Genomic DNA, 12,632 nt, shown 5'->3' on the forward strand with positions numbered 1-12,632 from the left:
CCCACGCAAGGTGGGCTAATAGAGTGATGTTAGTTCAGGATTAACTGGTCAGTAACTTCTGTAGTTTGTCTCTGAGCATCTCAATGTGCGTTCTCTCTGGTGTCTGTTCTTTACAGTGTTCGAGAATGAACTCGATAGAGCTTAGTACTGTTCGCCAGCGAGGTGTTTTAGGCAGCGTTTCAACACGTAGGTATTTGTCTAACGTTCGCGTTTGTAGTGTGCTTCTGTCTAGATAAACGCGCCATAAGCCACTCTTCTCTGCGAACGCAAACTTGGTTTCTCCGGTAACCGATTCCCAGTAGAGGATGGCGTTGGTCATCGCGTCGACTAAGACTTCACGCATTAACTCTTGTTTGTTTTTACCTTCTCCCGTGGCTTTATCTGCTAAGCGTGTAAACTCACCACCGAGTTCTTTCAGCTGTTGCAGTTTGTCCTTGTCACCTTCAAAGGCATAGCTAGAAAGCGCTTCAACAGCCGTCTCAAGGTTATTGATACGGTTTGAGTTAACACCACCGCCAACATTGAATATGTACATGGTGTCTAGTCCAGAGCCCTCAGGTAACTTGAGGATGTCACTCGGTATGCGCTGACGAGTGTCATCTATATAGATGTCGATATCGCCACAGTAGTGTGCTTGTTCCACTTTCAGGTATTTAGGCGCGATGATTTCGTCGGCCATTGAGCGCTTAAGTTGTTCTTGTCCGCGCCTAAAGAGTTTCGCTGCCGCTTCGTTGGCAAAGCGAATACGTTGGTCATCACGAATGCAGATGATGGCCTCTGGTGCGGATTCTAGCTGCTCGAGTAAACGTCCTTGAGTTTCTAGCAAGTTAGCTTCAACCATCGCTCTGTGCTTGAGCTCTAGTTGTAGTTGGTCGTTCTCAAGGCGTCTCTGCTCAGCTTTACTTGCTGATAGATGTGCTGTGATTCGAGCTGCTAGCTCTTGTTTGTTGAATGGCTTAGACAAATAGTCATTAGCGCCAGCTTCGAAGCCGCGTACACGGTCTTCTGCTTGGTTGAGTGCGGTCAGCATTATGATCGGTAGTTGCGCATGGTCATATTGCTTACGCAGTGTTTCACACACTTGATAGCCGCTCATGCCCGGCATCATGATGTCGAGGAGCAATAGTTCTGGCTTCTCTTTTTCAATCAACTCGATGGTTTCAGGGCCATCGCAGGCTGTACGTACTCGATAGCCTTCTAGTTTCAAGAAGCTGTCTAGTACACGAAGGTTAACGGGTTCATCATCCGCGATAACCAGCAGTGGACCATCAGGGTTCTCATTGATGACGCTGTTTTCTTGCTGTGTGTTATCAATCAAGTCAGGCGCTTTGAAGTGTGAGTAGCTACCTGATTCGTTGTAGTTTTTAAGTTCTTCTTCTGTCGCCAGAGGCAGAGTAAAGCTGAACGTAGTACCTAGCATTGGCTGGCTACTTACGTATAGCGAACCACCCATTAATTCAATTAACTGGCGACTGATCGACAAGCCAAGGCCTGCACCTTGGCGATAGTTACTGGCGTCTTGACCTGCTTGAATGAGAGGCTCGAAGATATGTTCAAGATACTCTGCTGGTATGCCTTGGCCAGTATCGACCACTTGCACACGAATGTTGTCGTCGATTACGCTCGCAGAGATAACGATTTTACCTTCTGATGTGTACTTGATGGCATTGCCGACCAAGTTATACATCACCTGCTCAAGGCGCTGAGGATCGGACGATACTAGCCCTAAATCACTCGGCACTTGGTTAATAATACGAATCGGTTTATTGCCCAACAGGTGATGAGATAGCTCAAGCACCAAGCTGGTGGCAGCAGACAGATCAACCGCAGATTTCTTAATGTCCAAGCTACCGTAACGCATCTTGTGATAATCAAGCAGATCATCAACCAAGGTTGCTAGTCGCTGACCACTGTTGATGATGATATCCAACTGGTATTTCTGGTTCGCCGGAATAGGGCCATTCGCACCCGATATCAGAGCTTCAGCAATACCAACCATACCATGCAGTGGTGTTCTCAATTCGTGTGAAGTGGTTGCTAAGAATTCATCTTTGAGTTTGTTGGCGAGCTGCAACTCATCATTTTGTTTCTGAATAGTCTTAAGGTTGTCCTCAAGTTCATCATTTTGATTTTTGATCAGCTGCATCTTGTCACGAATTGAACGTTGCATTCGCTCAAAGCTGACAGCCAAGCGACCGATTTCGTCTTTGCGCTCTGTATTGATCATGGTTTCATCAAGGTCACCGGCAGAGACTTTCTCGGCTGCCCATGTCAGTTTAAGCAGCGGGGAGGTGATGAAGTTTGATAAATAGTGCGATGCAACCACCACCAGAATGATGGCGGTGAGCATGACGATAACGAAGATCTTTTCTAGCTGGTGGATACGTGCGAAGGCTTCTTTTTCTGGAAGCTCAACGACCAAAGCCCAAGTGGCGTACTTAAGCTCAATAGGTGTATAGGCCGCAATGATGGCTTGATTCTGAGTGTTATCGAATGTGCCAACAGCGGTTTCGCCTGCTAGTGCTTTGTCCACGACATCTAGGCTTAGATTGATAGATTCTTGCGAATGAGCGAGGCTACGAGGTAAATGGTCACTACCAACGAGCAAAGTCTGAATGTTTGAGCTCTTGTTTAGATCGGCAATCAACTTAGTGATGCCGTTGATTGGCAGCCTAAACATCGCGTAACTGTGTAAGTAACCCTGCTGCACAATAGGTGCACCTAACCATGCCGTCTGTTTACCGTTCTCGTCCTTAAAGTCAGAGACAATAACTGGCGTGTAATCTTCATTTGACTTGCGTCGGTCTGTGACGTCTTTGGCCAGGCGCTTGAAGGTAATACCTAGGTTTGAGTCCTTGTACTTACCAGTCAGCAAGTTAGTGCCGTAATCGTCATTTTTAAAGACGGAGTAAGCAACGTTTCCGTTGATATCAACCAATAAAATATCGTCAAAATCGGAGCGCTTAAGCAACTCTAGATAGGCGTTATGATAGCGCTTATGCAGTAGGCGATAACGTTCACTACCAATATAGCTGCTCGATTCTGGAAGAATGGATGTTTTGATCTGATCACCAGAACCTTGGATATAACGTTGCTGAGCATTGCTGCGAGCTTCGTCAATATCCAAGCCTAGGCGTTGGAAGGCATTGATTAAGCCATAGAAGCGTCCGCCACTGGCATTGGCTAGTTCTGAACGAACAAAGCCCATGACTTGGGATTCTTGAGCCTGTAGGTAGTCGACAATCTGTTGTTGCTTAGTATCACGAACAGAAACAAGGTGCGAAGTGCTTTGTTCCTGAAGATCCTGACTGTGCGATTGAAGGAAAAATATCGCGATAAGTGTCACTGGAGTAATACTAAGGACAAGAAATGCCAGCATTAGGGTGTTTTGAAGGCGCTTAAACTTCTGCTTACGATAAAATCTAAACATAAATTGGGTACTACTTTCCTTTGATGTACTGCTAAAAGGGGCGAAAACAAGTACAGAGAATAGAATTAATGGTTTCCAATTTAACGAAATTAACGAGTTTTTTTACTTTGACAAGTAAGTGGTATTTAAAGCGTGTGCAAAAGCTCACTTTTATAGACTTTTGACAAAAATATGAACAGACAGCGCAGATAATGACCCTGCGCTGTGCTAGAGAGGCTACTTGTTTGCGTGGTAGATCGCGAATTTGGTGGTCTTATTTAGAGTCGCGCATTTTCCAAATGCTTGCTCAATAATTGGGATGTATTTTAAGAAGCTGTTGGCAACAATGATCAGCTCACCAGAACGGTTTAAATACTGTGGAGCCTGCGCCAGAAGGGTTTCTGTTGCACTGTAGCTCGTATCCAAGCCCGAGTGGAATGGTGGGTTGCTGATAATGAATTGATAGTCTTGCGCTGTATCTGAATAGACATCAGAAGCGAAAACTTTGCCCGTTAAGCCGTTCGCTTCCAAAGTTGCTTGGCTAGACGCTACTGCAAACGCACTGATGTCGCACATCTCAAGTTCAATATCAGGGTTGCGAGAGGCCATCACCGCACCGAGTACACCGGCACCGCAACCGAAGTCCAACACTTTGCCCTTCAACGTTGGTAATGTATCTAGCAGAAGCTGGCTACCGACATCAAATTCACCATGGCTAAATACACCTGGCAGGCTTTTTACGGTAAGTGACTGCTCACCAATGTTCACCGTGTAGGTTTTAAACCAGTCTTGTAGGTTAAAAGCGGCTGGCTGCTCAAAGCATTGACCCCAGTAGAAAGAGCAACGACGCGCTGAATCGTATTTTACGACCTTACCGTAAGCGGCAAACATCTTCTCAATGCTTTTCACGCCAGAGCGGTTCTCACCAACCACAACAATCTCAGTGTCCTTGCCTAGTTTGGCAAACAGCATTGCCAGCAAAAATTCAGCTTCAGCTTTTGCTTTTGGCCAGTACAACATCACTAAGTCAGCTTTGGTCTCTTCGGTAAACTCAGCGCCGTAAAAACGTTGGATCGTGCTGTAGCCTTCAAGCTGACGGTAGTAGCTGTAGTTTGAAGTAAATACAGAGACTGATTCACAGTGTTTTGCTAACTCAACAGGGAATAAGTCTTCAGCCTCACCGGCAACTAAAACATGTTTATCTTCAAAGTAGGCAAGTTGGCGCTCAGCAATCTGGCTTGGGGCAATATAAGCTGACATAGGACACTCTATTGAATCGTTAGCAAAAAATGAGGGCGGATTTTCGCATAATCCGCCCAAAGCTTGAAGTGTTTAATACTCGTTCGGCAAGTAAGTGATTGAAGAGCGGTTTAACTCTTGTCTTGCTGATTTAAAAAGTCCTTAAACTCTTCATCGTAGATGTTAAATAGAACAATGGTAATCGCAAAAATCAGCGGGCCGTAGATAAGACCAATCAGTCCGAATAGCTGGATACCACCCAGTAGCGAGAAGAAGATCATTAGGGTGTTCATACCCGCACTGCCTTGCATTAACAGCGGTCGTAGTAGGTTATCTATCGAGCCAACAATCGCCACGCAGTAAACGGTTAGGAAGATAGCCCAAGTCGTGTCACCGGTTAAGAACAAGTAAGCCGCCGCCGGGATCCAAATTAGCGCAGTACCTACTACTGGGATGAAAGAGGCAAAGCCCATCATGGTGCCCCAGAATAGGCCTGGGAAGCCAGCAATCCACATACCGAAACCACCAGCTATACCTTGTGCGATTGCAGTTAGGAATGATCCCATCACTGCTGATTTCGATACTTGCTCAATCTCAGCGAGAAGTTTGTCTTCTTGGCTGCGAGACAGAGGAAGAATGTGGCGAACCACACTGATGATTTTGTCATGATCTCTTAGTAGGAAGAACAGAACGAACAGCATCAAGAAGAAGTCCATCAAGAAGTTGGTCGCATCACCAAGGATCTTTGCACTGATGCCGACAAGCTTAGAGCCAAAGCTCGTCGCGAACTCGCCAACTTTTTGTGCGATAGCCTTAGGCTCAATGTTATCGAAAGGCAGGTAGTTATTTACGAACGACAGCGCTTTAACCACGATAGGGTGCTCAAACAGGGTTTGAATACCGCCATGTGTGACCCATTGATAAGTGTTTTGAGAAAATAGAGAGCCTTGCTGCACAATCGCTGCAAATACTGCCAGTAAAGGGATAACAATAATAAAGGTTAAGATCACACAAGATAGCAAGGAGACGAGGTTTGCTTTGTTCGGGATCTTCTTTTCAAGCCACTCATGGATCGGAAACATTAACAGTGAAATGATGAAGGCCATCACGATTGAGTTAACGTATGGTTCTATAAGTAGGTAACAAGCATAAGCCGCGGCGAGCAGCGCAATGATGATTACCCAGTGACTGGAATTGATTTTAATTTTTTCTGACACGGTAATGGTCTCTATATTTGCGTTCTGAGTTTATAATGGCTGCAAAACAGAGAGTTAGCAATGAGGAGTTTTGATAATGGGATGCTGTAATAAAGATAAGAAATGCCAAGATGAAGAGCAGCACACGAAAAAAGAGATCCCTTGGTTCAGAATGTTCCTTGGTACGCTGATGCTGTTGGTTTTCTTGTTCTGGGAACGTTAAGCGCTTTGCCGACATTGGATGACGGATGTGAAAGGGAGGTTCCCTTTAAAAAGCTGAGTGCCATCCATTAAAAAGGGCTGCGTTAATGCAGCCCTAAATTCAATCAGTTAGCGGCTTATCAGCGCTTATGATTATTTGCTTTCTGCAGCAATAATCGCAAGAGAGCGGTCAGCGGCTTCTAGTGTCGCATCAATCTCTTTTGAACCGTGAGCAAGCGATGTGAAGCTAGCTTCGAATGCTGAAGGCGCAAGGTACACACCGTGATCTAGCATTAGGTGGAAGAAGCGCTTGAAGCGTTCTACATCACACTTAGTTACATCTTCGTAGCAGGTTACTGTTTCTTGCTCAGTGAAGAAGAAGCCAAACATGCCACCAACTTGGTGTACTAGCATTGGGATGCCGTGCTTGTCAGCAAGTTGCTTGAAGCCATTCGCTAGCTGCTTAGTTTTTGATGCTAGACGCTTCTCGTTGCCTTCTTCACGTAGAAGGTTCAGACATGCATAGCCTGCAGCCATTGCTACTGGGTTACCAGAAAGAGTACCCGCTTGGTAAACTGGACCCGTTGGTGCGATGTATTGCATCACGTCTTTACGACCACCAAAAGCACCTACAGGCATACCGCCACCGATAACTTTACCAAGACACGTTAGGTCTGGCTTGATGTTGTAGTAAGCCTGCGCACAGCCTTCAGCCACACGGAAACCTGTCATCACTTCATCAAAGATCAGTAGCGCGCCTTCTTGGTCACAGATCTCACGTAGACCTTCGTGGAAGCCTTCTACTGGTGGGATACAGTTCATATTGCCCGCTACAGGCTCAACGATGATACAAGCGATCTCACCTTTGTTTGCTTCAAACAGCTCACGTACAGAGTCTAGGTTGTTGAATGTTGCCGTTAGTGTGTGCTTAGCAAAGTCTGCTGGTACGCCTGGAGAGCTTGGTTGACCTAGAGTCAGAGCGCCAGAACCTGCTTTAACAAGTAGGCTGTCTGCGTGGCCGTGGTAGCAGCCTTCAAACTTAAGAATTTTGTCACGGCCAGTAAAGCCACGAGCAAGGCGAATCGCACTCATGGTTGCTTCAGTACCTGAGCTAACCATACGTAGCTGCTCCATTGAAGGAACCATCTCAGACACAAGCTCAGCCATTTTGATTTCAGTTTCGGTTGGAGCACCGAAGCTAAGACCACGTTGAGCCGCTTCAATTACTGCATCACGGATAACCGCGTGGTTGTGACCAAGGATCATTGGACCCCAAGAGCCAACGTAATCGATATATGCTTTACCATCAGCATCAAAAATAAGTGGGCCATCAGCGCGTTCAACGAAGATTGGAGAACCACCTACGCCATTGAATGCACGAACTGGAGAGTTTACGCCACCAGGAATAGTTTGCTGTGCTTTTTCGTACAGCTCTGCTGATTTGGTCATTGATATATCCTCTTTTGACTGTCGGACCAATTGGCAGGCATTGTACCTATCCATAATCCAACTAGGAATGGTTTCGCTGATATAATCGCCCGAATCTGATTGTTTTGTGTGGTTGCACATTCATTTTGTTTTTATTTGATGAGTTTTTAGCAGGAAAAACGGCGATCAGGTGGTGAATACTTGAACGTTTCAGTCAGGTATTGGATAATCAGCAGAATATAAGAAAACACTCAACAACTATGGTCTCGAATTAGATTTGTATCATGTTGTTTTTGACACAGGTAAGAGAGGTTGTCGTGAGCGAAGCAAATATCCCATTGTCTTTTTCTGATGCAGCAGCTACCCGCGTACAAACGCTGATTGCTGAAGAAGAAAACCCAGAACTAAAATTGCGTGTATACATTACAGGTGGTGGTTGTAGTGGTTTCCAATACGGCTTCACATTCGATGAAAAAGTAAATGATGGCGACACTACTATCGTAAACAGTGGTGTAACGCTGGTTGTCGATCCAATGAGCCTACAATACCTAATGGGTGGCGTGGTTGACTACACAGAAGGCCTAGAGGGTGCACGTTTCTTCGTAAACAACCCTAATGCCACAACAACATGTGGTTGTGGCGCATCATTTAGCGTATAGCAATAAAGAAAAAGCTTTCTCTGAAAGCTATATTCGAAACACCGTAAACGCCGGACTTATGTTCGGCGTTTTTGTTTTTTATCCCCTTCATTTTTACTTCCTTTAGTACACGGCATATTTTTTTAAACTGTCGATAACGTCCTCAACTTTATTTCTCCTGTCCTGTTAATATTACTTATTTGTATCAGTACATCTCTTGTGACGCTGTTGCGTCAATTAATGCACCTAATGCGCCAGAAAAGGATTTGCTATGCCCACTCTATTTTCTAACTCGCCACTTTTTCAGAAACTTAAGCAGCCGTGGTTGGTCTCTCTGACTTTAGTCATACTGCTTTCTCTCTGGCTTGGCTTAGGAGTGGGGCAAGCTGAAGAGTCGCCTGAGAAAAAAGCGACTGAGATTCCATTGGCAAAGGTTTCTTACCAAACATTTACCTCATCACCCACCTTTAAGACCATTGATTTATACGGTCGAACAGCGCCAGATCGACATGCGCGATTAGGCGCAGAGGTTGCAGGCAAGGTCGTCAGGCTCAACGTTGCTAAGGGTGATACTGTAAAAGCAGGACAAGCCATTGCTCAGATCGATAAAGGCGACTTGGAAATACAGTTAGAGCGGGCATCGGCTCTGTATCGCCTCAAACAGAAAGAATTTAAAGCGGCGCAGTCACTGAAGAAAAGAGGGCTACAAGGGGAAATTGCTTACACTACCGCTGAGGCATCTTTAACTGAAGCGAAAGCCATGATGCGTAATGCGGAGTTGGCATTAAAGAATACTGTTATTACCTCACCTTTCTCGGGTGTGGTTCAAGACTTGATGGTCGAGCTTGGTGATTTCGTTGGCGTTGGCGACCCCGTTGCTGGTGTGATTGACCTTGACCCTCTGGTGATTAAAGCGGATGTCAGTGAGCGTCATATTCAGCACCTGTTAGCCAATCAAGATGCATTGGTTCGTCTACTTGGCAGAGAGGAAGTAGAAGGGCGATTACGTTATGTGTCTCGAATCTCTTCAGCTTCTACTAATACCTTCCCAATCGAAATTGAAATCGATAACTTTGATGGCTTACTGCCCGCTGGTGTCAGTGCTGAAGTAAAACTCAATCTAGAAACAAGAGATGCTATCAAGGTGACACCTGCGATGTTGGCATTAGACGAAGCGGGTAACCTAGGAGTTAAAACTCTGGTGTCAGTTGATGATGCGCCAAGCGTTAAGTTTGTTGGCATACAGCTAGTGAAGGCTGAGCAAGATGGAGTTTGGCTAACGGGCTTAGGTCAACAGGTCGATATTATTACCGTCGGACAAGGCTTTGTACGTGATGGTGATTCGGTGATTGCGGTTGAGCAAGGTGCTGAACTGTCAAATGTAGCGGCTGAGTAGGAGATAACTGATGTATTCAATTATTGATGCAGCTTTGTCTCGTGCTCGCACCATGCTTTCTCTGTTGGCACTTATCTTGGTTGCAGGTGTGATTACCTATCTCACGATACCTAAGGAGTCGAGTCCCGATATTACCATCCCGATTATCTATGTTTCTGTTGGGCATCAAGGGATTTCGCCCACCGATGCCGAGCGTCTGTTAGTTCGACCTATAGAACAAGAGCTTAGATCCATTGAAGGCGTAAAAGAGATGAATTCAACCGCCGCAGAAGGGCATGCTTCTGTGGTGTTGGAGTTTAATGTCGGAGTTGACCTTACCAAAGCGATGGCTGATGTGCGTGACGCCGTTGATCTTGCTAAGCCAAAACTGCCACAAGACAGTGATGAGCCGACGGTTAATGAGGTGACGCTCGCCTCTGAGCAACCTGTTCTGTCTGTGGTGTTATTCGGCACCGTTCCTGAACGTACTATTGTACAAATTGCCCGAGAGCTAGGAGATAAATTAGAGAGCTATCGCCAAATATTAGAGGTCGATATTGCCGGTGACAGAGAAGATATCGTTGAAATTATTGTTGATCCTCTATTGATGGAGAGCTACAGCCTAGATCAAGCTGATATCTACAATCTGATCGCATTGAATAATCGAGTGGTTGCCGCAGGTTTTGTCGATACGGGCTACGGTCGTTTCTCGGTCAAAGTCCCTTCGGTGTTTAACTCCTTAAAGGATGTGCTTGAGTTACCTATCAAAGTGGATGGCAAACAGGTCGTTACTTTTGGTGATGTAGCCACAGTTCGTCGAGCATTTAGAGATCCAGAGAGCTTTGCGCGTTTAGATGGGAAATCTGCGGTGGTCTTGGATATCAAGAAGCGAGCGGGTGAGAACATCATTGAAACCGTAGAGCTGGTGAAAGCGGTAATGGCTGGGGCTCAGCAGCAAGCTGAGTGGCCAAACAATCTGTTGGTTAAATACACTTGGGATGAATCGAAAGATGTGAAGATCATGCTCAATGATCTTCAAAACAACATCTTATCCGCCATCATTCTGGTGGTGATCGTAATCATCGCGATTCTTGGCGTGCGTACTGCTTTGTTAGTCGGCATCTCAATTCCTGGCTCATTCCTCACGGGGTTATTGGTTCTCTCAGTATTTGGGTTAACCGTTAACATTGTAGTGCTGTTCTCTTTGATTATGGCGGTGGGGATGTTGGTAGATGGCGCGATTGTGGTGACTGAATTTGCAGACCGACGGATGCAAGAGGGAGAAGGACGCAAAGATGCCTATCGAGATGCCGCTAAGAGAATGGCGTGGCCAATTACAGCGTCAACGGCCACCACTTTAGCAGCGTTTGCTCCGTTGCTGTTTTGGCCGGATGTGACGGGCGAATTCATGAAGTTCCTGCCATTAACACTGATCGCGACTTTAACGGCTTCATTGATTATGGCGTTGTTGTTTGTACCAGTGTTGGGCGGCTTGATTGGTAAACCGCAATACGTATCGTCTCAGAGTCAAGCTCGAATGGTGGCTTTGCATAATGGTGATTTTACTCAAGCGACAGGCTTAACTAAGGCTTACTACCACACACTTTCTTTAGCGATTAAGCACCCATTTAAAATTCTCTTTAGTGCGATACTACTCGCGGTTGCGGTAGGCTTTACTTACTCTAAAGCAGGTCTAGGAGCCGAGTTTTTCCCTGAGGTTGATCCACCATTCTTTAACGTTAAAGTGCGCTCACATGGTGATCTATCTATCCAGGAAAAAGATGACATCATGCGCGATATTGAGCTGATGATGCTCAATCATGATGAGTTCGATACCGTTTACACGCGTACTGGTGGTGACGACCAGATAGGTTTGATTTCGATAACACCTGTTGACTGGCAATACCGCCGTAGCGTTAAAGCGATCATCGAAGAACTTAAGGATCAAACCGATCAATACGCTGGCGTTGAGATTGAGTATAAGTTCCCTGATGCAGGGCCACCGGTTGAAAATGACTTGGTGATCGAGCTGTCGGCTAAAACGCCCGAGCAGCTTAATCAGGCAGCAAAGATTGTAAGAAGTTGGGCGGATGGTAATCAAGCACTGACCAATATCAGCGACACTGCAAGCAAAGACGGTATCGATTGGAAGGTGGATATCCGCCGTGACGATGCCGCGCGTTTTGCAGCTGATGCCACCTTGGTGGGTAATACCGTTCAATTTGTAACGAATGGCCTAAAAATTGGTGATTATCTTCCTGATGACTCAGCAGAAGAAGTCGATATCTTGGTGCGTTATCCGAATGATAAAAGGGATATCGGACGCTTCGACCAGCTAAGAGTCAAAACGCCAGCAGGCCTGGTTCCGATAACCAATTTTGCTCAGATCGTTCCAGACCACAAGCAAGACACCATCAAACGCCTTGATGGTAAGCGAGTCGTCAACATCATAGCAGATATGGAAGAAGGATATAACCTTGCTTTAGAACTGCCAAAGATCGAGCAGGCGTTAAGTGAGCTAGGGCTTCCAGATAGCGTAGATTTTCGTATTCGTGGTCAAAATGAAGAGCAGGAGAACTCGTCAGCCTTTTTGCAAAGTGCATTCTTAGTAGCACTAGCGGTGATGGCTTTGATTCTTATCACTCAGTTCAACAGCTTCTATCAAGCCTTCTTAATTCTAAGTGCAGTCTTGTTCTCTACGGTTGGCGTGTTCGTTGGCTTACTGATTTTCCAACGTCCGTTTGGCATCGTGATGTCGGGAATTGGGGTAATAGCGCTCGCCGGCATAGTCGTGAACAACAACATCGTGTTGATTGATACTTATAATCAGCTCATCAAAAGAGGCTTGGACAAGCGAGATGCGATTCTAAGAACCGGTGTTCAGCGTTTAAGGCCAGTAATGCTGACGACGGTTACGACTATCTTAGGTTTAATGCCGATGGTGTTAGAGATGAACATCGATCTGATTAATCAAAAGATAGAGTTCGGTGCACCGAGCACCCAATGGTGGTCACAGCTTGCGACTGCTATAGCTGGTGGTTTGGCGTTCGCCACGGTGCTGACCTTGGTACTGACTCCTTGTTTGTTAATGCTAGGGCGGAACAACAAACCTGAAAAACAGTAGCTAGGTGTGGTACGTGAGCATA

The 12,632-nt window shown here is 45.9% G+C and carries 8 protein-coding genes; 4 read left to right on the top strand and 4 right to left on the bottom strand.

Features of this window, described 5'->3' with window-relative positions:
* Nucleotides 1–40: 40 nt before the first annotated feature.
* The 3 genes from F0228_RS15750 to F0228_RS15760 all read right to left on the bottom strand — a co-directional run bounded on the left by F0228_RS15750 (nt 41) and on the right by F0228_RS15760 (nt 5,865).
* Nucleotides 41–3,430, bottom strand: coding sequence for a response regulator (locus tag F0228_RS15750; RefSeq protein ID WP_061032496.1), 3,390 nt, complete (start codon nt 3,428–3,430; stop codon nt 41–43).
* Between the two features lie 216 nt (nt 3,431–3,646).
* Nucleotides 3,647–4,669: a 16S rRNA (guanine(1207)-N(2))-methyltransferase RsmC gene (rsmC, locus tag F0228_RS15755; protein ID WP_171762436.1), complete on the bottom strand. Its 1,023-nt coding sequence runs from the start codon at nt 4,667–4,669 to the stop codon at nt 3,647–3,649.
* A gap of 110 nt (nt 4,670–4,779) precedes the next feature.
* Entirely contained in the window at nt 4,780–5,865 is a 1,086-nt protein-coding gene (locus F0228_RS15760; RefSeq protein ID WP_008222174.1) for an AI-2E family transporter, read from the bottom strand.
* A gap of 76 nt (nt 5,866–5,941) precedes the next feature.
* On the opposite strand from F0228_RS15760, the gene F0228_RS25960 reads away from it, so the two are divergent.
* Nucleotides 5,942–6,067 (top strand): hypothetical protein, encoded by a 126-nt coding sequence (locus F0228_RS25960; RefSeq protein ID WP_258166754.1) that lies wholly within the window; start codon nt 5,942–5,944, stop codon nt 6,065–6,067.
* 131 nt (nt 6,068–6,198) lie between these two features.
* On the opposite strand, the gene hemL is transcribed toward F0228_RS25960, so the two are convergent.
* Nucleotides 6,199–7,494, bottom strand: a complete 1,296-nt coding sequence (gene hemL / locus F0228_RS15765; RefSeq protein ID WP_102425339.1) for a glutamate-1-semialdehyde 2,1-aminomutase — start codon at nt 7,492–7,494, stop codon at nt 6,199–6,201.
* Nucleotides 7,495–7,790: 296 nt separating this feature from the next.
* Between hemL and erpA the strand changes: the two genes are divergently transcribed.
* From erpA to F0228_RS15780, 3 genes are all read left to right on the top strand, one after another.
* A complete protein-coding gene (gene erpA, locus F0228_RS15770) occupies nt 7,791–8,132 on the top strand; it encodes an iron-sulfur cluster insertion protein ErpA (RefSeq protein WP_004738231.1) in 342 nt (113 codons plus the stop codon).
* Between the two features lie 250 nt (nt 8,133–8,382).
* Nucleotides 8,383–9,507, top strand: a complete 1,125-nt coding sequence (locus F0228_RS15775) for an efflux RND transporter periplasmic adaptor subunit (RefSeq protein WP_171762437.1) — start codon at nt 8,383–8,385, stop codon at nt 9,505–9,507.
* 10 nt (nt 9,508–9,517) lie between these two features.
* Nucleotides 9,518–12,610, top strand: a complete 3,093-nt coding sequence (locus tag F0228_RS15780) for an efflux RND transporter permease subunit (RefSeq protein ID WP_171762438.1) — start codon at nt 9,518–9,520, stop codon at nt 12,608–12,610.
* Nucleotides 12,611–12,632: the final 22 nt, after the last annotated feature.

Origin of the sequence: Vibrio sp. 99K-1 (assembly GCF_013114585.1) — a bacterium.
Classification (GTDB): Bacteria; Pseudomonadota; Gammaproteobacteria; order Enterobacterales; family Vibrionaceae; genus Vibrio; species Vibrio chagasii_B.

What these genes read in the sequence shown, in the direction of transcription:
- F0228_RS15750 (WP_061032496.1), bottom strand. Translation starts at nt 3,430, where the DNA reads ATGTTTAGATTTTATCGTAAGCAGAAGTTTAAGCGCCTTCAAAACACC.
- rsmC (WP_171762436.1), bottom strand. Translation starts at nt 4,669, where the DNA reads ATGTCAGCTTATATTGCCCCAAGCCAGATTGCTGAGCGCCAACTTGCC.
- F0228_RS25960 (WP_258166754.1), top strand. Translation starts at nt 5,942, where the DNA reads ATGGGATGCTGTAATAAAGATAAGAAATGCCAAGATGAAGAGCAGCAC.
- hemL (WP_102425339.1), bottom strand. Translation starts at nt 7,494, where the DNA reads ATGACCAAATCAGCAGAGCTGTACGAAAAAGCACAGCAAACTATTCCT.
- F0228_RS15775 (WP_171762437.1), top strand. Translation starts at nt 8,383, where the DNA reads ATGCCCACTCTATTTTCTAACTCGCCACTTTTTCAGAAACTTAAGCAG.
- F0228_RS15780 (WP_171762438.1), top strand. Translation starts at nt 9,518, where the DNA reads ATGTATTCAATTATTGATGCAGCTTTGTCTCGTGCTCGCACCATGCTT.